Here is a 24,745-nt window from a genome sequence, read left to right as displayed (position 1 = left end):
ATCACGAATCAAGGTGATCGCGTCTCCGATCCGACTGATCAAGAATCAAGAATGCTGGAACAAGCAGGCATGGCTCCACGCGTCTGAATTCCACAGCCTACAGCAACGGATTGGTATCCCAACCGATTGCTGTGCGCAGTGTCGCCCTGTAGGATTTCCCCACTCATTGGGAGGTGACGATGCAGTTCGACTACAAGGACTTCCATATCGACGCGTCACCTCTTGATGAAGGCGGCCATTACTACGCCCGTGCAAAGATCTACCGGCGCGCCTCGGTGGGCGGCGACACCGTCGAGGTCAAATGGTCAGGCGATCTCGGCGACTATCCCTCCGACGCAGCCGCTATCGAGGCGGCGCAGCGCTGGGCGATCCAGTGGTGCGACGAGAATTCGGCATAGGCATCATTGGAGACAGTTATGCAGCCTTGCAACGCCTGTCGCGAATTAGTTGGCAAGCCATCCAGCGTTTCCCCACATGGCGATCTTGCCGCCTCTGGTGTCAGTGCAATCGGGCCGTCGGGCCACACGACGAAAATCAGCAGCAACTGGAATTGCACGGTCTGCGGAAGCTGGCTGTACCAGAATACAGCTGATGGCACCCCGCCTGGCGAGTGGGTGATGGGCGAGCATCAGCGAGCTTCGCCCGGGAAGGCGTGACAAGCGGTGCTTTGAAATCACGGTGGCGACCAGCCTGGCTTCGTCCACTACGCTGTCGAAACTTCGCATGCGTGTTCCCCGGCAGTTTTTGTCGAGGGAAATAGCACGACGCTCAGTTCGCGTAGGCCTTGCCCGCGTCGATCGGCTCGTTGAACGTGAGGCTGTCGTCGTCACTGCTCCTTTCGTTCATGTTGGGCATGACGCGAAGCAATGAAAGTCCTCCGAGACGTTCCGGGCGTTGTTCGCCGACGACTCAAGAGGCCACCTGCGACGGCCATCATCCGGCTCAGTGCGGCCAGGAAGCGACCTTCGCTTCTTCCGCCCAGACCTTTGCCAATCATGGGGGAGCTCGGTTGCAAGTTTGCTCACCGGCCCCGCTCAACTGGCTGCTCGCTATCCACACCACCAATCAGTTTCCTCGCGGGTCACGTAGCATGCACCGCGCATACCGGACCACACCGGCCTCAGATTGGGGACCAGGACCCGTTTAGGGTCCCTTCGAAAATCGAAATTCACCCTTGCGAACAATGCGCTTAATTATTAGCGACCGCTTTCCTAAACTTGGTGTCACCTGGAAAAATATGAATAGATCGTTTGCGTCGAAATTCCAGTCCAATTAAGGAGGAGCGGGTCATGAACAAGGCAACCAGCACATTAATCGCGGCCCTCGCCGCACTCACGCTGGCGGGCGGTGCTTATGCACAGAGCAACAACACGCTGGCGACCCCGACCACCGTGTCGCCGGCCGCGGTATCGCCGGCCAATGCAACGAGCGGCTACGGCACGCCCGGCGTCACCAACTCGGACAGCGGCATGAGCGCCGGGTCGCCGAACTCGGGCATGCCGAATAGCACTAACAATAGCTCGACGTCCCTGACCAACGCTCCCGGGAGTCACAACACGCTGGCGACCCCGAGCGTAGTGTCGCCGGCCGCCGGCCAATAACAGTTGCGTCGTCGACGCGTAAATGCTGACGGGGGCGTGAGCAGTTCAAGCCCCGGCAGAGCGAGGCATCGACTCGCATAGCGTGTGTCGTGACGGACTATCCTCACGACATCCGCAAATCCGGAGTTCGAGTCCCTCATGCGCCACCCATCCTAAGGAAGACCGCTGCCCTCAAGGACAGCGGTCTTTTGTTTCTCCCTGACCTCTTTTGGCATTGGCTTGCGGCACATTGGCTGGTTGCATGCCCGTGGGGTGATCGCATAACAGCAACTGGCGACACAGTTCAGCGGCTGTAGCGGCATGCCCTGTCTGAGCCGGCTTTTACTGACAAGTGACCGGCAACAGTGGAGCAGGCGCGTGCCAAGGAAAAAATATTCAGCCTCACTGTAACCGCGCATCCATCCCCGACGAACTACAAAGAGAGCGGGCGAATGCATACCCCACCTGCATCGCCCGTTGTTCTTTGCTAACGTTCATCAGGAGACCTTGCGCATGGACACTGTCCGCCACCTGCTTCGTTTCACCGATCCCGCCCGGCTGACGGACCGCTGGAGCCTCGCCCGATGGGCACCCCTGCCATTGCGGCTGATCGTCGGTTACGGGTTCATGGCGCACGGCTACTCAAAGATCGTCAAGCATCCGGATGCATTTGCCGGGATTTTGCACGCGCTCGGTGTGCCGGCACCACACTTCATGGCGTGGGCGACCATTGCAATCGAACTGATCGGGGGTCTCGCGATCTTCGCCGGCGCGTTCGTGTCGCTCGTCAGTCTGCCAATGATCGCGGTGCTGATGGTTGCGGCGCTGACTGTGCATCTTCCGTACGGGTTCTTGTCGATCAAGCTGATGGCCGTCACGTCGGCCGGTCCGCAGTTCGGTCCGCCGGGCTACGAGACCGATCTGCTTTATCTTGCGTGTCTTGCCGCGCTGATGTTGGGGGGATCGGGACCGTTTTCCGTCGATGGCTGGCTTAGTCGCGACGGGCGGCAATAGGGAAGGGCGATGGAATTTCAGGACGGCATTGCTGACCAGGTACCTGATCTTCGCCGTTATGCGCGCGCGAGTGGGCGACCGTGGCTACGCCGACGATCTGGTGCAGGACACGCTGGAGCGAAGTCTGCGCTACGCGATGCGATTTCGACGAGGCACGAATCAGCGCCGATGGCAAATGACGATCACACACAGCGGCAACCAGATTTCGTGTCTCGAAGTGCGAGACCTCGATTGGGTCTTTCAAATGCTTTGGGAACAGCAGCGCGAAGTGGTACTGATGTTCGGTCTTGACGACATGAGTTACGCGGAAATCTCGCTGATGCTCGGCATGCCGGTTGAAGCGGTCATGTCGCGGCTCTCACGTGGACGCGAGCGGTTGCGTGACGTGACCGCCCGCGTGCGGCCAGAATCGAAGCTCGGAGTCACGTCAACGTGACGCGCGGGACGCACGCCGGGCCGATGCGTCCAGTCGAGGAACGGCTCAGAAACTTGCTGGTCCGCTCGCTGGAAGGCGACGCCGCGTCGTATCGAGCGTTTCTGCAGGACCTGACCGGACATCTGCGGGCGTTACTGCGCAAACGGCTGCACTATCTGCCTCATGATATCGAAGACGTCGTGCAGGAAATCCTGCTGGCCGTGCATAACGGACGCCATACCTGGCGCCCGGACGAACCGCTGACCACCTGGATCAACGCGATTGCGCGCTACAAGCTGACGGACCATCTACGTGCGCGATCGCGTCGCGAGGCGTTCCAGGAACCGCTTGATGACGAAGCCGATATCTTCGCCGCATCGGACACGGAACCCGCGGACGCAAGGCGCGATGTGCACAAGCTGCTCGACCAGCTACCGGACCGTCAGCGTTTGCCGATCGTGCACGTCAAGCTGCAAGGGCTTACCGTCGAGGAAACGTCGCGCCTGACCGGCTTATCGGAATCGGCTGTGAAAGTAGGCGTGCATCGCGGGCTGAGGGCTTTGGCCATGAAGATTCGAGGGATATCCTGATGAAAACGGAGGATCTGATTTCGATGCTCGCGACAGGCGTTGCGCCTGTCGAACGACATGTCGCTGCAAAGCGCTTCGGTGGAGCGCTCACGTTCGGCGCAATGGGTGCGCTTGCGATCGTGATTCTCGGTTACGGCGTGCGGCATGATATCGCCCTTCTTCTGCATGCTCCGCTGTTCTGGGCGAAGCTCGTGTGGCCCACATGTCTCGCGGTTGCAGCGTTGGCGGCCTGCGTGCGCCTCGGGCGACCCGGCAGGGTTGTAGGGGGCTGGTGGGCCGTACTCGCGACGCCGGTGGCACTGGTGTGGCTTGCCGCACTACTGGTGCTCTGGTTCGCGCCGCCCGAGGCGCGTGAGCACCTACTGATGGGTCGCACTTGGCGCTCGTGCTCTTTCAACATCGCGCTGATCTCGTTACCCGCGTTCGCGGCCGCGCTGTGGGCGGCGCGTGCTCTCGCGCCGACGCGGCTTCGCCTCACGGGCGCGGCCGCCGGACTTGTTGCAGGCACGATCGGCGCGCTTGCCTACAGTCTTCGATGTCCGGAAATGAGTGTGCCGTTCTGGGCAACCTGGTATCTGATCGGGATGTCGATTCCGACGGCCGCCGGGGCACTGCTTGGGCCGACGCTCCTTCGGTGGTGAAGTTACGGGACGAAGCACTGTAGCGATGGGCGAATGGACCGTCCAAAAGGCAGTGGGCCGGCGGCGCCCGCGGCTGAAAGCGCCTCGACTGTGCGTCTGTTCGATAAAACGAGCGTCGCCGCAATCTGCTTGATTTGCATACTTCTCGAACGCCGCGAACCGTGTAACGGCCTGGTTGTCGAGTTAAAAATTGCTATTTCGGGCCGGACATTGATTCACTCTGCCGTTAGCGATACCCTTAAATCGTTCGTGGTCGTCGAATGCTGGTCAACCCGGAGACATCCGCTTCGTGAAGCAAGCGTGGGCTTTCCCGTACATCCTTGCCTTGAGCGCGATCCTCGGCGGATGCGGTAAGGACGGATCGCAAAACGCTACTCAAGCATCGGGCGCATCCGAGAGTCAGGCGCCGGTTCAGCCTGGGCAGGCCGCGAGCGCCACACCCGTCGCATCGGGCACGCTGGCCACCGTCACTAAAGCGCAGTTGTCGGCGGAAGCTGCCGAAACACTGCGTCTGATCAAAGCGGGCGGACCTTTCCCTTTTGGCGAGGACGGTGTCCTGTTCCGCAACAGCGCGGCATTGCTGCCGCAGCATCCGCGTGGCTACTACCACACCTACACAGTTCGCACGCCTGGCTCGGCGGATCGTGGGCAGCGCCGCATCGTATGTGGTGGACCGCGCAAGCAGACCGGCGACTGCTACTACACCGACGATTACTACGTCAGTTTCAAACGCATTGCAGAATAACTTGAGCCAATGAAAAACGCCCCGGGCCTCTGATAAAGGAGACGCCGGGGTGTTGTGTTTGCAAAGACCGTGCTGCGAAGACACGACCGTTTGCATACGACGCCGTGGGCGTGATTGTCGCGGCGATGAAGTGCGCGCAAATCAACCGACTCCGCGAAGATCCTTTCCGCGATGCCGGCAACCGACTACCACGGTGTGCTTGGCGAAACGCAGTTCGATTCAAGAGGCGACCTGCGGCACGGCGTGATTTCGCTGTACAAATACGTGGGAGGCAAGCAGGCGCTACTGGGTGTCGTCGAGAAGTAAGCGCGTTTTAGCCAGGGCGGATTCAACTGGGCAATGCGATCCTCCCGAACTCGCGCCAGACCGTGCGGAAAAAGTCTGGCGCACGCGGAACCGAGCGCAAAAGAGCAGAACACTACGCAGCCAGAATTTCCTTCACGGCACTATCGATGAATTTAACATCGATAGCGTTGGCTGCGGGACCGCCCGCAAAATGACCCCAAACCGATTCGATAGGCCGCAACTTTGCATTGGGCATCTTCGAAACCTCATACTCACTATCTTCCGGCGGAAAATACAGATCCGTGCGCCCGGGCATCACAATAGCCTTTGCAGTGATACTGGCCAACGCTCGATCGAAATCTCCCTTATATAGAGAATTCGCGGAAATATCGCCGTACTGCCAACTCCACATCATCGACAAGATATTATTCGCGTCCTTCTTCAAGAAGTCGCCTTCCCAGAACTGCGTAATGAAGTCCTCAAGAGAGCCATACCCCATTGCTTCCATGTCGAGCCGTTGACGCAGAAACGCCTGCGAAAATCCCCATCCGGCAAACACCCGCGCGGCAGCGCGCATTCCACGCGTCGGCGGTGCATCGTAGAAACCGTCCTTGAATTCCGGGTCCAACAGCAATGGAGCCTTAAGCCCTTCGATAAACACAAAATTGTGCCGCGAGCACCGCGCCGCCCCGCAGAACGGCAGAATGCGTTCGACCATTTCCGGATACATCGCGGCCCAGTGGAACGCCTGCATCGCGCCCATCGACCAGCCGGTGACGAGCCTGAGCGACTCGATGCCAAACTTCTCGGTCACGAGGCGATACTGCATCGCGACGTTGTCGTAGAGCGTCACATGCGGAAAGCGGCCGCGATCATAAGGGGGTGGATTGTTGCTGGGCGAACTCGATACGCCGTTGCCAAACATATTCGGCACGATGATGAAATACTCCCGCGGATCGAGCCCCATGTGCTCCCCGATCAGCCACTCATTGTCGACATGGCTGCCGCTATAAAACGTCGGATAGACGATCGCGTTGTCGCGCGCGGCATTCAGACGGCCATACGTCTTGTAGCTGAGCAGCATGTCAGAGAGCGTCGCACCGGACTGCAGCACGACGCGGCCGAGATTGAAAGTTTCGAAGTCTGTCATGTGAGCCTCATATTCAATTGGCGACGACGTTAAGGAATTTTTGGGTGCGCTCGTGAGTCGGGTTGTCGATGACCTGCTGCGGCGTCCCTTGCTCGATAACTTCGCCGCCGTCCATGAAGACAACGCGGTCGGCGACATCGCGAGCAAAGCGGATTTCGTGCGTGACCACGACCATCGTCATGCCGGCATCGGCCAGCCCGCGCATCACGCCAAGCACTTCACCGACAAGTTCTGGATCGAGCGCCGAAGTCGGTTCGTCGAAGAGCATCAACTTGGGCTTGATCGCGAGCGCACGCGCAATCGCCACGCGCTGCTGCTGCCCGCCTGATAGCCGATGCGGCAGAAAATCCGCGTGCGCGGCGAGCCCCACGCTCTTCAACAACTCCCGGCCGAGTGCTTGCGCTTCGGCACGCGGCACGTCATAGACCTGCCGCTGTGCTTCGACGATGTTGTCCAGCGCACTCAAATGACTGAAGAGATTGAAATGCTGGAACACCATGCCCACGCGCGCTTCGGCGCGTGCGCGTGCGAGGTTGTGCAGGGGCCGTACCGTGCCGCCGCCACCCGGTACTTCCCGGTAACCCACGTACTGCGAATCGACCTTGATCGTTCCCCAGTCAAGTGGTTCGAGATGGTTAATCAGCTTGAGCAGTGTGCTTTTGCCGGAACCGCTCGGGCCGAGGATGACGACCACTTCGCCATGCCCGATCGACAGGTCGACGCCGCGCAATATCTCGCGCTTGCCATACGATTTCCAGACGTTCCTGCACGCTACAAACGGTTCATCGCGATGCCGCGGCGTGCGACTTTCGGCAGGCAGCAGCGTCCCAATCCATGCGTGATCGTTCGCCTCCGGCGCTTTTGCGGCGACCGGAAAGTCAATCGGTGCATCGAGCGGTTTCACATCACGCGTCGAAGGGCGCAGTCCGAACCACGACAACGTGACCTTTCGGTCGCGCTCGTGATCGAAGATGCTTTCGAGCCACACCTGAAGCAAGGAGATCCCGCTCGTCAGGACCAGATAAATCACCGCCGCCGCGCCGAACACGGTAAAGAACTTGAAGTTCTGGCCGACGACCTGTTGCGAGCGAAACGTTAGCTCGTTGACGAAGATCACCGACGCGATCGACGTTAGCTTCAACATGCCGATGGTGTCATTGGCGAGACCCGGGATCACCGCGCGCATCGATTGCGGCAGGATAATGCGGCGTAACGTCAGCAACGGTCCCATGCCGAGTGCGGCGGCGGCGGTCGATTGCGAACGGTTCACTGACAAGATGCCGGCACGAAACAGTTCAGCGCTGAACGCCGCCTCGTTCAATGCAAAGCCGATAACCGCGGTCGTGACTTCATCGAAACGCAAACCGATCAGCGGCAACGCGTCGAAGATGAACACGAGTTGCAGTAGTTGCGGTGTGCCGCGCACGAACCAGATATAACCCCACGCCGCTGAGTTCAAGGCCTTGAATCGCGACAGCCGCATCAGCGCAAGACCGAGCCCGAGCACCAGCCCGATCGACATCGCTATCAGCGTAATCTTCACCGCGATCCACGCGCCGCCGAGCAGGAAGGGCGAGCCGACATAACCGGCCAGCTCCTTGAAACCGTCGAACACCTGAGCGCCATCGAGACTGGCCGCCATCGCCGGCTGCAATACGAACATGGCAACCATACCGAGAGCGCCGACTACGATGTGTTTGATACGCAATGCCTTCATTTCCGAACCTGATCCATGACGCTACCGGCACACGACACGGTGTGCCGCGCAGGCAGCCGTTATTGAGTAAGCAGTGTGGTCGGCGTTTGCAGCGACGGATCTACGCCGTATCGCTGAAAGGTCTTCTTCTGCGTCTGATTGGCCTGCATGATCTTGAGTCCATCGGAAACGGCGGCGATCATATCGGCGTTGCCTTTCTTCACGCCCACGCCGATCTTCATACCGCTCGTCACCATGAAGCCGCGCATGTAGAGTTGTGGGTTCTGTTTCGCGAGACCGTCGACGAGCGCCAGGTCGTACATCATGACATCGGCGCGATGGCTTGCGACGAGGCGTGCGCCCGACGCGATATCGGCGGACGTCATGATGGTCACGTCGGGCTTGCCTTCGGCTTTGCATTTGGCGGCTTGCGCTTGCGCCATCGTCAGTTCGACGGTGCCAATGCCTGCCGTGACCGTGAGGCCGCAGAGCTTGGAGATGTCATCGATCTTCTTGGGGTTGCCAGCCGCCACCAGACCGCCCGTGCCGGCCTGCATATACGTGACGAAGGTCGTTTCCTTGGCGCGTTCCGGCGTGTAGTACAGCAAGTCCCACATCACGTCGATCTGTCCGGCACGCAGTGCGGGCAGCAGCCCCGGCCAGCCGGCAGTGAAAAATTCCGTCTTCACGCCGGCGCAGTCAAACACGGTTCGGGCCATGTCTGCATCGGCGCCGATGATCTTATTGAAATCCTTGCTGTCACGAAACGCATACGGCGGCGACTCGGGGTCCACGCCGATCTTGATGGTCTTGCCCGCAAGCGATGGATATTTTTGAGCCACCTTGGAGGGTTCGCACGATTGCGCTGAGGCGCCTTGTGCGAGGAGAAGACCGGTGAGTGCGCATAGCAGCAGCTTGATTGCCTTTGACATGAACATGGCGAATCCTATTGAGGTTGAAGGAAATATGGGCGGACGAGGGCGGCATGGCAAAGTGAAAGTGAAGTGATCTAATGCCCGAGAAAGTCCATGTGGTTTGCAATCGAACCAGGCGTGGTGATGCAGACCCGGCCTTCGTCGCGCGCGCGGGCAATATGTTCGAGTGCCCGCCGCAAGTGACACAAACGATGCGGTTGTCCCATCAGGTACGCATGCAGCGCAATGCCCATCACCAGCGGTTCTCGCGCGGATTGCCGCAGCATTTCCTCAAAGTGATCGATCACTAGATCGGCGAACGATTTCGCGTCCATTTGGCGCGCAAGGATCATCGGGATATCGTTGACCTCCTCCGGATACGGAATCGCCCACAGCGGGTGACCGTTGCGCGTAAGCAGGCGCGTGGGCTGATCGTCGTGACACCAATTGAGCGTGTACTGATAACCCGCTTCGGCCACCAGATCGCTGGTGACATGACTTTCCGAGAGCCACGGCGATAACCAGCCGGCCGGCTGTTGCGCGCTCTCCGCCGCGATCCGCTCGCGACAAGCAACGATCAACGCGCGTTCGTCGTCTTCAGTCAGCGTTCCTTGTCGTTCCGAATTCGTATGGCCGTGCGCGACGAGTTCATCGCCACGCTGAGCGAACGCGGCGACCAGTTCGGGGCAGTGATCGTAGAGCGCCGTGTTGATGATGGCCGCGGTTGGCAGTGCGAGTTCATCGAAGAGATCGAGACAGCGCCATGCGCCCACACGCAATGCGTATTCACGCCACGCGTGATTGAGCACATCGGGTTCGGGCATCACCGGGCCGATAGTCGGTCCCAGTCCTTCACCGAACGCAAAGTGCTCGATGTTGAAGCCGATATAGACCGCCAACCGGGAACCGTCGGGCCAACGATAAACAGGGCGGCCGTTGATCGGCAAATATTGAAAGCGCCCGTGGCCGGGCAGCGTGCGATGTGCGGGAGAATCCATGGTCCAGTGAGTCCTGTCGAACGGCGCGTGCGCCTGTGTTCAAGTCAGAACCCATGGTAGGGAAGCCAAAATCGCGGCATCGAGCTTGCTGCGAACAAACTCTTGTACGCACGCGTATCGGAGGTCACTACTCGCTACTTCACGCGGTGAAGAGCGACTTCCGGATGATCGCGTGCACGCCCCAGTTGCCGTCTACCACCTGCGTCACGCCGAAGTCGACTGCGACCGAGATCAGAGAGATCGCCTCATCTTCGGAAAGGCCCTTGGTCGTCATCAGGAAGCGCCGGGTTTTGATGAACGCGTCGCGCATCGCGAGATCGAGCGTGGATTTTTCGTACACAGCGCTTTGCGCGCTCGTGCCGAACTCGGCCAGATAGTTCGGATAGCTGAAGCCGTGAAGAACCCATTCGTCGGCGGTTTCGACTAGCGGATAGGTGAGGTCCGCAAACACCTGCCTGCCGAGCGTCTCTTTCTTGTGGAGCACCAGTTGGAAGTCGCCGGTGAGCGAACATTCGATCGCGGTGCCGCACAGTTCTGAATCTCCTTGCGATGCATGCGGGTCGCCGACGGAGAGCAGAGCGCCGGGCACCCCGACTGGCAAGAACACGCTCGCTCCACGCGTCACGCGCCAGTTGTCGAGATTTCCGCCGAAGGTGGAGGGCGGGATCGAATCGATCAGACCATCCTGCTGCGGCGCGACCGTGATCACGCCGAAGTGCGGACGCACCGGAATCTGGACGTTCTTCAGGATGTCGTGATTCTCGACCACCGTCGAATGATCGACTGGCACGCCGGGATAGTCGATTGTCGGATGCATCACGCCAAAGGGATCGCGCTGAGGTGTCCAGCGGAAGTTATAGACAGCGCGCGCGCAGGCGGTTTTGCCTGCGGTGGCGTCGGCATCAAGTTCATAGATGGTGACGACCTCGCGCGGTTTCGGCTCGGTCAATAACTCGCGATAGTGGAAGCCCCACCACGCAGCGGCATTGCTGCCGAACGCGCGGCCGGCGAATTTAGGATTGGCGCAACGGCGCGGGTGAATGTCGAGAATGCGCACTTCCAGCACATCGCCGGGTTCCGCGCCGCGCACGGCAATCGGTCCGGTACAGATATGCACGCCGAAGCCTTCACCCGCGCCACGTCCATAGATGGACGCATCCATGGGACCGGCGCCGCGGCGATTGACGTTCTTGCGCCCGGCGGTCCAGTGGAACACGCTTTCAGCGCCAGGATCACCCTGCACCATGCGCTCCCAATCATCCGCCGCGTGTTGCGTGAGTGTTTCGATCGTCACCGTGTCGCCGCTGTTCAGTTCGAGCACGGGCTTCAGATCGTGACTGAAGTAACCCCAGTGAATTGTGTTGGCCGTCGCGCGCAACAGATGATGACGCGGCTTGCCGGACTCGCGGGACAGGGGTGCCGAAGGCGCGTCAAGCTGCTCGGCGGAGCCGGTCTCGTCCGCAACTTCATGAACCGCACCCTGCTCGGCGAGCTGTGCCTGCACGATCAGACTCCCGGCGTTGACGGGCAAGCCGCGCGAGATTCGCCGCACGAGAAGGCGCGCTAATTCAAGACCCGCTTCATGCCGGAAAGTGCGTGGCGACGCGCCATATTGCTCGCGAAACGCGCGGCTGAAATACGCGGGGTCGTTGAAACCCCAACGGAAGCAGACATCGGCAATCGAAAGCTTTTCATACAGGGGATTGACCAGATCCGCGCGGCAGCGCTCCAGTCTGCGTGAGCGCAAGTAGGTCGAGAAATTCTGTCCAACCGCTTCAAACAGTTTCTGCAAATAGCGCGGCGACACGCGCTCTTCCTTCGCTATCGATGTCAACCCGAGATCGGGGTCAGCGAGATTGCCTTCGATGGTTCGACATATACGTGAAAAGAGCGCGGCCTGAGACGGCGTGAGGCCACTGAAGCTGCCTTCCTTGTCGTGCCCGACGAGACTGGCGACCAAAAACTCCGCGAGCGCGAGTTCGAGGGGACGCAGATCGTCGAGTGACAACGTCTCCACGCTTTCAGCAATCGAGCGCAGAAAGCCTGAAAAGACGTGACCGATACCGGCGTCTCCGGGCAAACGCCCGGCACGCAGTGAGAACGGTGTAAGAAGGCGTGCGTTGATGGCGGCGCGGGGCACGCGGATCACGAACGCACGGAAGTCGGAGGTGAACGACAGGCCCGCTTCCTCGCGCGACGACGCATAGACAATATCACCGGTTGCAACTCGCGCGCGCACACCGTCGGCGACGAGCGTTACGCCTCCGTCGAGATGCAGCACGATCACGAGACTGTCGGTGCCGTCGACTTTGAGCTCGATAGTTTGCGCGAACGCGGCCAGCGCGATCAGTTCAAAGCCGTTGCTCGACTTGCGCGACTTGATGGTTCCATGCAAGTGGCGCGCGGCTGCCTGAGGCGCGCCGCAGCGCAGACCAAGCCGGTCGAGCGCCTCGTTCCATGCTCGCAGGCGATCTACTTCGGCGTACGACTCGGTGGTGAAACGCAGTAAGTCCAACCCAGGCTCCCGGACCCTGACGAACGTCAGTCGAGTGATTCAAAGGCAATGTCCGTGCCATCGATAACAACGCCGTTAGCGCTGTGGCGCTGCGCTACGACGGTGCGTGGACGCACCGCTACCGCGCTGCGCTACAACTGTGCGCGGACGCACCGTCGTAGCGCACGCGCACAACTCACGCGCGAGGCTTTTTCTTCGGAGGAAAAATGCTGCGGGGGATCTTGCAATGAATGCCCTGACGGCCATCGACGACCTGGGTCACGGAGAAATCCGCGGCGACGCTCATTAGCGAATACGCGTCGTCGCGGGACAGGCCTTGCTGCTCGGTAAGCAGCAACAACATATCGCGTGAAGCGTTTTTGGTCGCGATGTCGAGGTCTTCATCAAAGCCGTGGACAATCCAGTATTCGGGCGTTTCCAGCAGCGGCGAGGGAAATCTGAAGTCGCGCCGCAGCACGATCTGGAACATCACATTGAGCGACGCCTCGATCGCGGTGCCGCTGATTTCGCCATCTCCTTGCGATACATGCGGGTCCCCGATCGAGAACAACCCGCCGTCCACGGCGACCGGGTAGTACATGGTGGAGCCCGCGCCGATGCGCCAGTTATCGATATTGCCGCCATGTGCGCCCGGCGGCACGGTGCTTACGCGGCCCGCCACATCGGGCGCGACGCCCGCCGTGCCCAGATGAGGGCGCACCGGCACGCGAATGCCTTCGAGCGCGGGTTCGCGGCAGCAGTCGCGAATCTCCGAGCGCTTGCCCGGCACGAGATATTTGCCGGGATAGTCATACCCATACAGCGCGTGAGCGGTGTTAGATGCCTGATCGAGTTCGTAGATAGTGACGCGTTCCTTCTCGAAGTCGGTGAACAGATGACCCCAGTGCGCCGCGAGATTCGAGCCGTAGTTGAAGCGCGGAATCATCTGCAGATAACGTACCTCCAGCAGGTCGCCAGGTTTTGCGTCCTTCACGAAGATCGGTCCCGTCATCAGATGCACGCCGGGTTGGCGATCGGATTCGGGAATCGTGTCGTAGAGCGCGCGCACCTTGTCATCCATCATGAGGTCGGGGGCGTCGCCTGCATGATGCGTGATCGCTTCGGCGCGAACGAAGTCGCCGCTCTCGACGATCAGTGCGGGCGCTAGCGCCGCGTCAAAGTATCCCCAGTGAACATTTTTCTGGATAGCTGGCAGGTCATGAAGCATGCTTTCTGAAGCTCCGTAAGAGTGTGCGATCGGTGCAACGCGACCGATGACAGATCGTACGAGCGACAGAATAGTTACACTTGGGTGACTGCGTACAAAAGCTTGTGCGTGGGCGAAGCTCGTTCCGGCACCACCGCGCTTACGAGGGTCTTGTAGTGTCGGGGCTTAAGCGTAGCCGGTCGTGCCGACGTTCAGGCATTGGCGTTGGCGAGGCGACTACAGGTCGCTTTCCTGACATTCGCACACCCGCGTGTGCTGCGTCGATTGAATGATTCCGGTAAGCCGATCCGGTTCGCTTTCGATTGCAGGATTGGTCGAGTCCTCCATTTGAGGAATTTTTTTCGATAAGGGAGTGTCAACTTCCCGCGGCCACTCCACGTGAGCCGCGGCCACCTGCGGAGTGGCCGCATCCGTACCTTTAACGCGCCTTTCCTTTGGTGCGCAGTTCGATGAGGCCGAGCAGCATCTCGTCGCGCTCTGTCTCCAGCTCCTCGATGGACCGCGATCCGACCTCGGCATGAACGCCGTCGATCAGCTTCTTCTGCACTTCCGGCGTCAGCTCCGGCGAGCCCAGTTCCTTCCACCCAGCCGTCATCGGGCCGGCGAACTGATGGAAGAAGTGCTCGATGCCGCCCGGGCCGCCGCCGAGGTGATTGAGCATCATGTTGCCCATCAAGCCCCACCGCAGGCCCGGCCCCCAGGAGAGGGCGGTGTCGACGTCGGCGGCGCTCAGCACACCCTCTGACACCAGGTAATAGACCTCGCGCGCCACCGCGAACTGCAGACGGTTGGCGACGTGGCCCCGCAATTCCTTGTTCAGGCGCACCGCCTGTTTCCCGATCGACGTATAGAACTCCATGGCGCGCTGGATCGTCTCTTCCGAGGTCTTGGTCCCGCCGACGATCTCGACCAGCGGAATCAGGTGCGGCGGATTGAACGGATGGCCGACGACGCAGCGCTCGGGATGCAGCACGGCGCCCACCTGGATGCTGCTCATGGGCAGGGTCGACGTGCTCGATGCGATGATCACGTGGGGGGGCAGCAGCTCATCGAGTTGCCGATAAAGATCCTGCTTGAATTCGAGCCGCTCGGGGCCGTTTTCCTGGACCAGATCCACATCCGTGAGTGCTTGTGCAAGCACGGGCGTGAACGTCAGGTTCGCTTGCGACGCTCCGGGCGCCAGGCCCAATCTCGTGAGCGCCGGCCAGGCAGCCTCCACGAATGCCCTGAGCTGGGCTTCGGCATTCGGGGCGATGTCCGTCGCAACGACCTTCAGCCCCTTGGCGAGAAACAGCGCGGTCCAGCTGGCACCGATCACGCCGGTGCCGATGATGGCGATGCGGCGAATGGGCTGGCTCTTGGTATCAGTCATGTCATGTCTCCAATGCGTGGGTCAGACTTCGGCATAGGCGATGCCGGTGAGGTTGCCTTGGGCGAAGAGGAAGTTGCGCTGGTTCTTTCCATCGAGATCGGCGGAATAGACGGAGCCGCCCAGGTCTGTGACGAACATCCGATTACCGGGAAGGTCGAGTGCGATGCCGATTCCTTCCATCAGGTGCGTAACGAGGATTTCGGACGTCGCCGTTCCATCGATCGGCGCACGATTGACGCTGTTGCCGCGCGGAGGATCGCCGCGGTCGGTCCAGTAGAGGACACGCTTCGCGAGGTCGAGCTCGAGGTCGATGGGCTCCGGCAACCGGTCGAACAGCACTTCGATGTCGGAGCGGTTGGCCGGGCCTTCGCCCTGCGGGATGTCGATATTGGCGCGGAAGATGCGGCCTAGGCCGGCGTTGTCTGGACCTTTCTGCGTCCAGTAGAGCTTCCTGTCCTTCGGATCGATCGTGATTCCGACGCACCACCGGGTCTGGTCGAGCCGATCCTGGTCGCCATGCCCGGTCGCGACCAGCGTTTCGACTTGAGAGCCGTCGAGGTTGGCGCGCATCACGCGCATGCCTTCCCGATCGCACCAATAGAGCTTGCCACCTGCCTTGTCGAGATGAATCTGCTTCGGTGTGTGCGTGACGCCTTGCGGGACGATGACCACGCGGCTCTTGCCATCCAGGTCGGCGCGTTCGATCGAGCCGTCATGGAGGCCGATCGAACCCATGTTGGTCCAGTAGATATGACCGGCATCCACGTCCACGACGATGCCGTCGGGGAGGCGGCAATCCGCGACGATCGTCTTGAGGTCGGATCCGTCGGGATTGATCGAGTGAATGCGGCCACCGCTCAATTCGAGGAAAAACAATCGGCCGGAGCGGGTCGCGTCCGCGGAAACATTTGTTCCGCCTATTTGGGGCATGGTCATGGTGCGTCCTTTCGGGTCACTGCCTCTGGAAGAGAGATTGAATGTCGGGCGCGACTGTGTACCCCCGGGAAGCGGTCTCGTCCATCATCGCGAAGGGATCGGAAAACCAAGGGTCTGCGCCAAAGAACTACCTGCGATACGGAGGCCGCGAGATTTTTTGATGGTAGTTGGCGGGGGCAAAGGATGGCTATTACATAAATCTGGTACTAGCCCAGCGAGGATATTGGCGCTCTACGCTTGTTGAGCGACCAGGCCAGCCACCTGGACGTGCCTCGGACTACACAAAAATGCAATGTCTCGGCTGAGCACAACGCTAGATGGAGCAGAGGAGGGGACTGAAGCCCCCGGACAGATGTTGGGGCCGTCCACCACTGCGCGCGCCGTAGATTGTGTCATCCACTCGCCCCATCAGCGAAGCTATCGGCCGCACGATATCCGGCTCTGCGGCCGGGGTGCCGACCCGAGCGATTGCAACTCGAGCGATACCTGTTCGGCGACGTTCTGCCCAAGCCGGCTGCCGACGAGTTTGAGCATCAAATCAAGCGGCGCGGTACCGCCGACGCACGTCAGGCGATCGCGGTCGATCACGAACAGTTCGTCTGCAAAATGGACTCGCGGAAACTCCTTGCGCAACACGTGCAGGTCTTCCCAATCCACAGTGCAGCGGTGGCCGTCGAGCAACCCCACCGACATCAGCGCATACGCACCGGTGCACATGCCACCGAGTGGTACACCCTGCCGCGCGAGATCGCCGAGCAGCTCCCTGACGCTGCTATCCACCGCGCTGCGGATTTGCGTGCCGCCGCAGACGATCAGCACATCCGGCCTGCCCGCTTCTTCAAGCGTGCACGCGGGCTTGAGCGTGATGCCGTTGCTGGCGCTCACTGGCACGCCATCGGGTGTAAGGATCGACCATCGATAATGCTGCGCGTGGGCGACGTGATTCGCCACGCGCAGCACCTCGACCGCGCTCGTGAACGCGATCATCGAAAAGCCGGGCAGCGTGAGAAAGCCAAAATGCGCAAGGCTCTGCAACGGCAATTCATTCGTGGCTGACGTCACTTCACTCTCCATGATGCTTACGGTAGGTCTGGTGGTCGCGGAAATCGATGGTTTTCGCGGTGGCATGCTGCTCTCTACCGGTTCAGTTCTGTGCGGCCGGCCGCTCGGCTCGTACGCGCATTACACTGCGCAGACCTGCGAAGCGCGGCGCGCTGACCGTGCCCGGGGAGCGGCCGAAGCTCTCGGTGATACGATCCAACATGATCGCGAGCAGCACCACCGATAAGCCGCTTTCGAAGCCCAGCCCGATATCGAGGCGCTGAATACTGGCAAGCACATCGTTGCCGAGACCGCCCGCGCCGACCATCGACGCAATGATCACCATCGATAGCGCCAGCATGATCGTCTGGTTCACGCCCTGCATGATCGACGGCAACGCGTTGGGAAACTGCACCTTGTACAGCAATTGCCACGGCGTGCAGCCGAACGCCTGCCCCGCTTCGACGATCTCGCGATTCACGTGACGGATGCCGAGGCTCGTCAGACGCACGGCGGGCGGCATCGCGAAGATCACCGTAGACAGAATCCCAGGCACGCGGCCGAGGCCAAACAGCATCGCAGCCGGGATCAGGTAGACGAAGGCGGGCATCGTCTGCATCAGGTCGAGGATCGGTCGCACGACCATCGCGACGTGCTTGTTCTTTGCGGTCCAGATGCCGAGCGGCACGCCGAACACGAGGCTGATCAGCGTGGAAGACAACGTCAGACCCAGCGTGATGACGGTCTGATCCCAGAACCCGGTCGCATAGATCAGTAATTGCGATAGTGTCGCGAAGATCGCAAAGCGCCAGCCGACCCGCCACAAGCCGATTCCAATGAAGAACGCCATCAACGCCCACATCGGAACGGCTTGCAGGCCATGTTCGATCAATGCGGCAAAACTCTCGATCGCCTTGCCGATCGAATCGAAGGTACTCGCGTCGTGATCGAGCAGATAGTGAACCGACTGGTCGACCCAACGGCCGAGTGGAATGATCTCAGACATGGGCACCTCGATTGCGCGTGATTACCTTCAGAACGTCCGCCCGATCGACGGAACCGCAATAGCGGTCTTCATCGTCGACCACGGGCAGCGCGGTCGAGTTCACGCACAGGCGCGACACCACGTGATCGAGCGACGCGCCACGCGAAATGCATTCGACCTTGCGCAGCGACGGCGACGCATTCCCGATCGCATCGCGCGTCACGAAGCCGCGAATGCGGCGCTCCGCATCGAGCACGAAAGCGTATTCGGCGCTGCCGTTCAACGACGCTTCGACGCTCGACTGATCGAGAATACGCACGAGCGGCACGCCGTTCGTCTGCATCAGATCGCCCGCCGTCAGATAGCGGCTCGTATCGACGCCTTCGAAGAAGGCACGCACGTAATCGTCGGCGGGGTTCGCGATGATGTCTTGCGGCGTACCAATCTGCACGACGCGGCCGCCTTCCATGATTGCTATCCGGTTGCCGATGCGCAGCGCCTCTTCGAGATCGTGCGACACGAACACGATCGTGCGGCGCTGATTGTTTTGCAGTTCCAGCAGTACGTTCTGCATTTCCTTGCGCTTGAGCGGATCGAGTGCCGAGAACGCTTCGTCCATGATCATCAGCGACGGGTTCACCGCGAGCGCACGCGCGAGACCCACACGCTGCTGCATGCCGCCGGACAGTTCGGCCGGCAGCTTCTGCGAGAACGTCGCGAGGCCGACCTGTTCGAGCACTTCGAGTGCACGCTTTTCACGCGTCTTGCGTCCCATGCCGGCCACTTCGAGACCGAAGGCGGCATTCGACAGCACCGTGCGCTGCGGCATCAGCGCGAACGATTGGAACACCATGCTCATCTCAGTGCGCCGCAGCGACGTGAGTTCGGAGCGGCGCACTGCGGCAATGTCGCGGCCATCGATGATGACCTTGCCCGCCGTCGGCTCGACGAGCCGGTTGATCAGGCGGATCAACGTGGATTTGCCGGAACCTGACAAGCCCATCAGCACGAAGATCTCACCTTCCTGAACGTCGAACGAGACATTGTGGACGCCGACCACTTGGCCTGTTCTGGCAAATATCTCGTCCTTGGTGGCGCCGTGCGCGAGCAGGTCAGCCGCCGCGTTGGGATTGTTTCCAAAAACCTTGCAGAGACCTTCGACCACAACCTTTGGGGAATCCATTGAATTCATGTCCTTGTGATGCAGGCGCCGGCCTGCACATTGATGCCTCCGTGGCTTTTCGTACTCGCCGGGCAAACCAGGGTGATAGTCGCGCGCAGAGCGGCTTTCAGCAAAGCTCGGCCGTTCGGCGGCTTTGGCGCAGTCGGTGACTGCACAAGCGATGGATCAACAGGGACTCTTGAATCAAACCATCAAGATTTGAACGAGACGTACGTCTACCCCTATCAGCGAGAATGCGAGAAACACGCAAAGACAGCTGGTGGATCTCGCCACCGACATCAGGTAGGAGCCACGAAACTAACTAAGAAATCATTGCGTCTTAGCAACCCAGCTATCCACGCGCTCCGCGTGCGCCGCAATCCACGCATCAGCCGCAGCCGTCGGCTTGCTGCCATTCTCGGTCGCCAGCATGACGCTATCGATCTCACCCGGTTTCCACTGGAATTTCTTAAGGAACGCAACCACAGGCGCGGCCTTCGTCTCGAGCTGTGGGTTGATCACGTTATCAACATGCTCGGCGCCGCCAAATACCTTCTTGGGATCGTCCAGAAATTTGAGCTTCCACTTGGCAAACATCCAGTGGGGTGCCCAGCCTGTCACTACAACCGGCTTGCTCCCGTTCATCCGTCGAGCGAGTTCCGCCGTCATTGCGCTGCCCGAGCTCGGCATCAAAGTCAGGCTGAGGTTATAAGCCTTGATGGCGTCGTCGGCTTTCTTCATCACGCCCGCACCTGCGTCGATCCCGACGATACGATCGTTGAAATCCGCTTTGTGCGCTTCGAGATCGGCAACGCTATTCTCGGGCACGCTCGCCGGTACGACCAACCCGATCTTTGCATCCGGGAAATTGGTGCCGAGGTCGGTCACTTTCCCTTTGAACTGCTCCCAGTACGCGCCATGTGTCGCCGGCAGCCAGGCTGACAGCGTCGCATCAAGATCGCCCCGTGCGACGCCCTGCCACATGACACCTGCTGCCACAGGCACGAGTTGAACCGGATATCCCAGTCGCTTCTCGATAATGCGTGCGGCCACGTTCGACGTTGCGACGCTGTCGTCCCAACCTTCGACATAGCCAATCTTGATTGGCGGTTTGGTATCCGCTGTCGCACTGACGGATGTACTCATCATCGTTACCATTGCAGTGCCCAACACACTGCACAACAATAGTTTTTTGAAAGCCTTCTTCATTGATTTCCTTTGCTTGTTAACCATAAGGAGAAAACCGCTGGCTTGCTCATGATCGGGCTGTTATCGTGCCTTCCCGGGAGTCGGGCGAATCCGGCAATACGACATGCCCGGTGTCGATAAAACGCGATCAGATGCGCTGCGGGTTGCGGTGTGTCGAGCGATACTTCCGTGCAGCCGCGAGTGAGCGCTCAATGCTCAACGAAGGCGAGCATCAACTTCCCGATTCCCCGTCCTGATACGCGGGGTTGACAGCGAACTGGACAATGCTGGTGACGTCATCTCTGCGATAAAGGGCGCCAGAGGAGGGCCCATAGCGCGTACAGGGTCATCGTTCCGATGATTGCGCGGGTCTGTTTCAATGCACTCAGCGTCGCGCGCTTCTGCTGCTGGCGCAAGGCACTGGGAAATGGAGTGCGGACATTCGGCCTTGCTCTGCGTGCGAGTCGAGGACTTCCGCCAGCTCATCCTCTCCGGTTACGGCGTGCTCGACAAAGAATGGCCACACAGCGTGCGGCCTTCACGCGCCTTCATGATGAACGACCGGAATCAGCAAACGTAACATGTCATTGCCCTTCGATATCGTTTGCATGCTTTCATTTCAACAAATGCGGCATCAAGGCGCCGAAAAAGTTCTAGTTCGATGCATAAAGATGCCGTCAACGTGGCTCGGAACTGGCAACTCGAAGGTGCAGCGTGCCCCTTCGTGCGTAGCCCTGGAGATGGATGGCTTTCACACGTCCAGCAGCAACTGTTGCCGCATCGAATGAAGAACATAACTCGCAGCTGGTGACGCCAAATCGCGTCTTATTGTTTGCCTTCTGCTGTGCAGCGCTGACGGCGAACCTGTCGTCGCGGCAAGCGGCTCAATTGGTCTGCCGTAACTTACACGAACCGCTGCCCACTCGAATCCATTCACTGATGGTTTATATAACCGATATCATGGCAGCAGTTTTCCACTGCACACGACAGTACCCTTCCAACCTATCGTTCACCATTCCGATGTCCATAACAGTTAGCTTCCCCGTCGAAGTGCGCGACTGGATTGTCCACAATCTCACACGCGGCGTCGCGCCACAGGCGATCGTGCGCGAGCTGGTCGATCGAAATAACGCAGCGGAGCTCGCGTCGGCAATGGTCGATGCGGTCTCCTCGGCTTTTTTATACGGGACACCGTTGCCGGGCGAGACGCTCGAAATCGGCGGTGCGCCAGTCACTTACGAAGTGGAGCCGCTGCGCGTGCCGGACGGTGCGGTGATCCGGCTCGGTGAACGCAAGGTGCGCGTGATGTCGCGGATGCACCGGCCATCCTCGGTACTGCTCGCGGATTTTCTCACCGCGAACGAATGCGAGCAGCTGATCTCGCTCGCGCGGCCGCGGCTGGATCGTTCGACCGTGGTCGATCCGGTGACCGGCCGTCATGTCGTGGCTGGCCACCGCAGCAGCCACGGCATGTTCTTTCGTTTGGGCGAAACGCCGCTGATCGCGCGCCTCGAAGCGCGGATCGCCGAGCTCACCGGCCTGCCGGTCGAGAACGGGGAGGGCCTGCAACTGCTGCATTACGAAGCGGGCGCCGAGTCGACGCCGCACGTCGACTATCTGATCGCGGGCAACCCGGCGAATCAGGAGTCGATCGCGCGTAGCGGGCAGCGCGTGGGCACGCTGCTGATGTATCTGAACGATGTGGAAGGCGGTGGTGAAACCGTGTTCCCGCAGCTTGGATGGTCGATAGTGCCGCAGCGCGGCCAGGCCCTCTATTTCGAATATGGAAACCGTTTCGGGCTCTCCGATCCGAGCTCCCTACATGCGAGCACGCCCTTGCGGACGGGCGAGAAGTGGGTGGCCACCAAATGGATCCGTACTCGCCGCTTCGTGCCTCGCGATCAGGCGTAACGGTTTGCGGGGCGGCTAAACGCGCTCCCCGCCTACTGCGTTTCAGCGCACGAAGACCTCGTCGGCGACCCAGCCGTTCGACGTCAGATGCACGCCTTCGCGCAACTGCATCGTGCCCGCGCCCTCGATCACGCGTTTGATCATCGGGAACACGCGCTGCGCATCGGCATCTTTGGCCCACGGTGACGGATCGATCTTGTAGGTATAGATGACCGAGGTGGCGGTCTTACCTTCCACTTGCATTGGCCGCTCCCATCCCACCACCTTGTCGAGGGTGAGCGTGGCTGCACAGAAATCAGCCGGGTGCGTGACGCGCGAGGTGGCGGTCGCGACGACTTCCGGAATGTGCAGATAGTATTTCTGCCCTTCGGCTGTCAACTGGTACTGGCGAGCGTTCGCGGTGATCTTCTTGCCGCTGGGGTCAGTGCGTTCGACCACCATATCCTGGCCCGCTACGATACCGAGTTTCTCGAGCACCGGCATCTGTACCGCGTCGCGGCTACCGGAGGCGACATCGTCCGTCGTCACGTAGATCGGCCAGTCGTATTTGGCGAGGCATAAGTGGCCGCGCTGGGCGAGAAAGTCGTTGATGGTAGCCGTGAAATTCTCGCGGCTAACGTCTTGGCTCTTGTCGTGGCAGCCAGCGAACAGGGTCAGGGCGCTCAGGGCAAGTGCACCGCAAGCAAGGCGGGCGGCGATGGAACGTCGCGTCATGGTGTTTGTTGCTCAGGTTAGGTTGCTAAGGTACGGATAAGACAGAGCACGCGGCCTGCCTGGAAGGGCAGGCCGCGTGCGAGGATCATCGATTTTGTCAATTTACGCAGGAGCCGCTGGTGGGCGGCGTGGCGGGCGGTTGATAACCATCGGTGAGCGTGTTCAGGAAGCAAACCAGGTCGGCGATGTCCTGCTGCGTCAACTGCGGCGTCGAATGAATCGGGCGCGGCTTTGCACCGTCGGCCGCCGTCGTGCCACCTGCGTCAGTCTGGCCTTGTCCCATTGGCAGTTCTTCGTCGATATTGCCCTGATAGGCCGCGGGCAGATCGTTGAAGGATTGGGCCGTCGCACCCGACGCGGCCGTCGGGAACAGCGCGAAGGATGGGTTCTGCACCTGGTGGCTGGAGTCGCCGCCCGTGCTTGGATACCAGTATTCAGGGTTGGTGTCGCGCGTGTTGTAGAAATTGATCACCTGCACGAGCGAGTGGAACACGCCGTTATGGAAGAACACGGACCGCGTCGCGACGTTGCGCAGCGTCGGCACCTTGAAGCGGCCGCAATACGGGTCGGGGACATTGACGCCGGTGAACGAATCCGGACCGGCGCCGCTCGTCGCGGAGCCCGGAATGTGGATCGTCGCATACGGTCCGCACAGACCCATGTCGACGAATGACGCGTTCGTGTTGGCCGGAATCGGATCTGTGTTGTTCGGGATCGACGCGTCGTTGCGCGGCGCACCGATCGCCTGGTAGGTAAAGTCGGTCATCAAACCGACCGAGCCCTGGAAGTTGGCGCCCACGTAGTGGCAGGCCGCGCAGCCGGCGCCGTTCGTAGTGTCATTGAATAGTTTGAGACCGCGCGTCTCGGCAGCCGTCAACGTGCCGCCGAGCTTGTTGCCGATATACAGGTCGAACTTGCTCGTGTACGTCTCGAACGACGGCTCCTCAATCTGGAACTGCTGCAGCGCGTCGCCGATATCGTTGAACGCAGCCATGGTATTGCCGAACACGCCCTGGCCGTACACCTGTTGGAACCGCGTGGCGTACGGTCCGTTCTGCACGGCCTTCACGACGACATCCGGCGAGCTGTTGTTCATCTCGATCGGATTCAGCAACGGAAACGCCGGCTGCGTAGCGAGCGTCGTGGCGCGACCATCGAGCATGAAGCCGCCGCCGGGCGCGTTCTGCGTGACGCCGTCCGGGTTCGCCGCGTTGTCGTCGTACGGCGGCGTCATCGCCTTGTAGCGCAGCGACGGCACTGCGCGCACGCCCGACAGCGACGGATCGGAGCCGAGCTGTACCGACAGGCTGTTCGGTGGCCCGTACGCGTAGGCCGGGCTATGACAACTCGCGCATGCCATGTTCTTGTTGCTCGACAGAGATTTGTCGAAGAAGATCGTTTGGCCGAGCTGCGCCTTCTGGCTTAGCGTCGAGGCGGCAGGCGCCGATGCGCCAGATGATGGGCTTGACGCGTCGCTGCTGGACGAGCTACCGCCGCCACAGGCGGCCAGTATCGCGGAAACGGAGCAGATTAGAGCAAGAGATAGCGTACGCATGGTTGGTATAGTTTTCGCCGGGAAGTCAGTTTCCGGGCGACCCCGTAGTCGCACGAGGCGAGGTGGCCGGGAAAATGTGCGAGATGTTCAACAAAAGTGCCGGGTAACGCGCAAGGCATACCCGGCATACA

At 60.5% G+C, this 24,745-nt stretch carries 19 protein-coding genes and 4 pseudogenes; 9 read left to right on the top strand and 14 right to left on the bottom strand.

Annotated features, from left to right (window positions below; genetic code table 11):
- The first annotated feature begins 179 nt into the window (after nt 1–179).
- From P0D96_RS23705 to P0D96_RS23670, 8 genes and pseudogenes are all read left to right on the top strand, one after another.
- Nucleotides 180–398, top strand: a complete 219-nt coding sequence (locus P0D96_RS23705; RefSeq protein ID WP_132381047.1) for a hypothetical protein — start codon at nt 180–182, stop codon at nt 396–398.
- A gap of 891 nt (nt 399–1,289) precedes the next feature.
- On the top strand, nt 1,290–1,601 hold the full coding sequence (locus tag P0D96_RS23700) for a hypothetical protein (RefSeq protein ID WP_408290646.1): 312 nt from the start codon (nt 1,290–1,292) through the stop codon (nt 1,599–1,601).
- Between the two features lie 492 nt (nt 1,602–2,093).
- Nucleotides 2,094–2,594: a DoxX family protein gene (locus tag P0D96_RS23695; RefSeq protein ID WP_408315556.1), complete on the top strand. Its 501-nt coding sequence runs from the start codon at nt 2,094–2,096 to the stop codon at nt 2,592–2,594.
- 9 nt (nt 2,595–2,603) lie between these two features.
- Nucleotides 2,604–3,030 (top strand): annotated as a pseudogene (locus tag P0D96_RS23690) (sigma factor-like helix-turn-helix DNA-binding protein).
- A 23-nt stretch (nt 3,031–3,053) separates the two neighbouring features.
- Nucleotides 3,054–3,599, top strand: coding sequence for a sigma-70 family RNA polymerase sigma factor (locus P0D96_RS23685; RefSeq protein ID WP_408315673.1), 546 nt, complete (start codon nt 3,054–3,056; stop codon nt 3,597–3,599).
- Nucleotides 3,599–4,240 (top strand): NrsF family protein, encoded by a 642-nt coding sequence (locus P0D96_RS23680; RefSeq protein WP_408315554.1) that lies wholly within the window; start codon nt 3,599–3,601, stop codon nt 4,238–4,240. The genes P0D96_RS23685 and P0D96_RS23680 overlap by 1 nt, the downstream gene beginning before the upstream one ends.
- 289 nt (nt 4,241–4,529) lie before the next feature.
- Nucleotides 4,530–4,985: a ribonuclease gene (locus P0D96_RS23675; protein ID WP_132381035.1), complete on the top strand. Its 456-nt coding sequence runs from the start codon at nt 4,530–4,532 to the stop codon at nt 4,983–4,985.
- Between the two features lie 86 nt (nt 4,986–5,071).
- Nucleotides 5,072–5,291 (top strand): annotated as a pseudogene (locus tag P0D96_RS23670) (branched-chain amino acid ABC transporter substrate-binding protein); the annotation flags it as partial.
- A 112-nt stretch (nt 5,292–5,403) separates the two neighbouring features.
- Here the strand turns inward: P0D96_RS23670 and P0D96_RS23665 are convergent.
- From P0D96_RS23665 to P0D96_RS23610, 12 genes and pseudogenes are all read right to left on the bottom strand, one after another.
- Nucleotides 5,404–6,420 carry an alpha/beta fold hydrolase gene (locus P0D96_RS23665; protein WP_408315671.1) on the bottom strand — a complete coding sequence of 339 codons (1,017 nt, stop codon included), beginning with the start codon at nt 6,418–6,420 and terminating at the stop codon, nt 5,404–5,406.
- A 13-nt stretch (nt 6,421–6,433) separates the two neighbouring features.
- A complete protein-coding gene (locus P0D96_RS23660) occupies nt 6,434–8,137 on the bottom strand; it encodes an amino acid ABC transporter permease/ATP-binding protein (protein ID WP_408315552.1) in 1,704 nt (567 codons plus the stop codon).
- Between the two features lie 59 nt (nt 8,138–8,196).
- On the bottom strand, nt 8,197–9,054 hold the full coding sequence (locus P0D96_RS23655; protein WP_132381031.1) for an ABC transporter substrate-binding protein: 858 nt from the start codon (nt 9,052–9,054) through the stop codon (nt 8,197–8,199).
- A gap of 71 nt (nt 9,055–9,125) precedes the next feature.
- Nucleotides 9,126–10,028, bottom strand: a complete 903-nt coding sequence (locus P0D96_RS23650) for a polysaccharide deacetylase family protein (protein WP_408180885.1) — start codon at nt 10,026–10,028, stop codon at nt 9,126–9,128.
- Between the two features lie 139 nt (nt 10,029–10,167).
- Nucleotides 10,168–12,543: an acetamidase/formamidase family protein gene (locus P0D96_RS23645; RefSeq protein WP_408290633.1), complete on the bottom strand. Its 2,376-nt coding sequence runs from the start codon at nt 12,541–12,543 to the stop codon at nt 10,168–10,170.
- 175 nt (nt 12,544–12,718) lie between these two features.
- Nucleotides 12,719–13,750: an acetamidase/formamidase family protein gene (locus P0D96_RS23640; protein WP_132381025.1), complete on the bottom strand. Its 1,032-nt coding sequence runs from the start codon at nt 13,748–13,750 to the stop codon at nt 12,719–12,721.
- 418 nt (nt 13,751–14,168) lie between these two features.
- Entirely contained in the window at nt 14,169–15,122 is a 954-nt protein-coding gene (locus P0D96_RS23635; protein ID WP_408315550.1) for a 3-hydroxyacyl-CoA dehydrogenase NAD-binding domain-containing protein, read from the bottom strand.
- A 21-nt stretch (nt 15,123–15,143) separates the two neighbouring features.
- Complete coding sequence (locus P0D96_RS23630; protein ID WP_408290627.1) at nt 15,144–16,058, bottom strand: 3-hydroxyacyl-CoA dehydrogenase; 915 nt, start codon at nt 16,056–16,058, stop codon at nt 15,144–15,146.
- Between the two features lie 441 nt (nt 16,059–16,499).
- A pseudogene (locus tag P0D96_RS23625) lies at nt 16,500–17,132 on the bottom strand (AraC family transcriptional regulator); the annotation flags it as partial.
- A 70-nt stretch (nt 17,133–17,202) separates the two neighbouring features.
- Nucleotides 17,203–18,105: a choline ABC transporter permease subunit gene (gene choW, locus P0D96_RS23620; RefSeq protein WP_408180890.1), complete on the bottom strand. Its 903-nt coding sequence runs from the start codon at nt 18,103–18,105 to the stop codon at nt 17,203–17,205.
- Nucleotides 18,098–19,267 (bottom strand): annotated as a pseudogene (locus tag P0D96_RS23615) (quaternary amine ABC transporter ATP-binding protein); the annotation flags it as partial. The pseudogene P0D96_RS23615 and the gene choW, both read right to left, overlap by 8 nt.
- Nucleotides 19,268–19,576: 309 nt before the next feature.
- Nucleotides 19,577–20,404 (bottom strand): glycine betaine ABC transporter substrate-binding protein, encoded by an 828-nt coding sequence (locus tag P0D96_RS23610; protein WP_408315669.1) that lies wholly within the window; start codon nt 20,402–20,404, stop codon nt 19,577–19,579.
- Between the two features lie 1,050 nt (nt 20,405–21,454).
- On the opposite strand from P0D96_RS23610, the gene P0D96_RS23605 reads away from it, so the two are divergent.
- Nucleotides 21,455–22,345, top strand: coding sequence for a 2OG-Fe(II) oxygenase (locus P0D96_RS23605; RefSeq protein WP_408180892.1), 891 nt, complete (start codon nt 21,455–21,457; stop codon nt 22,343–22,345).
- Nucleotides 22,346–22,387: 42 nt separating this feature from the next.
- Here P0D96_RS23605 and P0D96_RS23600 read toward each other — a convergent pair whose 3' ends face one another.
- Nucleotides 22,388–23,059 carry an SEN1982 family lipoprotein gene (locus P0D96_RS23600; protein WP_408315547.1) on the bottom strand — a complete coding sequence of 224 codons (672 nt, stop codon included), beginning with the start codon at nt 23,057–23,059 and terminating at the stop codon, nt 22,388–22,390.
- A gap of 97 nt (nt 23,060–23,156) precedes the next feature.
- Complete coding sequence (locus P0D96_RS23595) at nt 23,157–24,614, bottom strand: cytochrome-c peroxidase (RefSeq protein WP_408315545.1); 1,458 nt, start codon at nt 24,612–24,614, stop codon at nt 23,157–23,159.
- Nucleotides 24,615–24,745 lie beyond the last annotated feature (131 nt).

The sequence above is a fragment of the Paraburkholderia sp. RL17-347-BIC-D genome, from assembly GCF_046027915.1.
Taxonomy (GTDB): Bacteria; Pseudomonadota; Gammaproteobacteria; order Burkholderiales; family Burkholderiaceae; genus Paraburkholderia.
Note: the sequence above shows the minus strand (reverse complement) of the source record. Positions and strands in the feature narration are given on the sequence as shown.

What these genes read in the sequence shown, in the direction of transcription:
- choW (WP_408180890.1), bottom strand. Translation starts at nt 18,105, where the DNA reads ATGTCTGAGATCATTCCACTCGGCCGTTGGGTCGACCAGTCGGTTCAC.
- P0D96_RS23605 (WP_408180892.1), top strand. Translation starts at nt 21,455, where the DNA reads ATGTCCATAACAGTTAGCTTCCCCGTCGAAGTGCGCGACTGGATTGTC.
- P0D96_RS23665 (WP_408315671.1), bottom strand. Translation starts at nt 6,420, where the DNA reads ATGACAGACTTCGAAACTTTCAATCTCGGCCGCGTCGTGCTGCAGTCC.
- P0D96_RS23660 (WP_408315552.1), bottom strand. Translation starts at nt 8,137, where the DNA reads ATGAAGGCATTGCGTATCAAACACATCGTAGTCGGCGCTCTCGGTATG.
- P0D96_RS23600 (WP_408315547.1), bottom strand. Translation starts at nt 23,059, where the DNA reads ATGACGCGACGTTCCATCGCCGCCCGCCTTGCTTGCGGTGCACTTGCC.
- P0D96_RS23630 (WP_408290627.1), bottom strand. Translation starts at nt 16,058, where the DNA reads ATGACCATGCCCCAAATAGGCGGAACAAATGTTTCCGCGGACGCGACC.
- P0D96_RS23685 (WP_408315673.1), top strand. Translation starts at nt 3,054, where the DNA reads ATGCGTCCAGTCGAGGAACGGCTCAGAAACTTGCTGGTCCGCTCGCTG.
- P0D96_RS23635 (WP_408315550.1), bottom strand. Translation starts at nt 15,122, where the DNA reads ATGACTGATACCAAGAGCCAGCCCATTCGCCGCATCGCCATCATCGGC.
- P0D96_RS23595 (WP_408315545.1), bottom strand. Translation starts at nt 24,614, where the DNA reads ATGCGTACGCTATCTCTTGCTCTAATCTGCTCCGTTTCCGCGATACTG.
- P0D96_RS23655 (WP_132381031.1), bottom strand. Translation starts at nt 9,054, where the DNA reads ATGTTCATGTCAAAGGCAATCAAGCTGCTGCTATGCGCACTCACCGGT.
- P0D96_RS23640 (WP_132381025.1), bottom strand. Translation starts at nt 13,750, where the DNA reads ATGCTTCATGACCTGCCAGCTATCCAGAAAAATGTTCACTGGGGATAC.
- P0D96_RS23695 (WP_408315556.1), top strand. Translation starts at nt 2,094, where the DNA reads ATGGACACTGTCCGCCACCTGCTTCGTTTCACCGATCCCGCCCGGCTG.
- P0D96_RS23650 (WP_408180885.1), bottom strand. Translation starts at nt 10,028, where the DNA reads ATGGATTCTCCCGCACATCGCACGCTGCCCGGCCACGGGCGCTTTCAA.
- P0D96_RS23700 (WP_408290646.1), top strand. Translation starts at nt 1,290, where the DNA reads ATGAACAAGGCAACCAGCACATTAATCGCGGCCCTCGCCGCACTCACG.
- P0D96_RS23680 (WP_408315554.1), top strand. Translation starts at nt 3,599, where the DNA reads ATGAAAACGGAGGATCTGATTTCGATGCTCGCGACAGGCGTTGCGCCT.
- P0D96_RS23610 (WP_408315669.1), bottom strand. Translation starts at nt 20,404, where the DNA reads ATGGTAACGATGATGAGTACATCCGTCAGTGCGACAGCGGATACCAAA.
- P0D96_RS23705 (WP_132381047.1), top strand. Translation starts at nt 180, where the DNA reads ATGCAGTTCGACTACAAGGACTTCCATATCGACGCGTCACCTCTTGAT.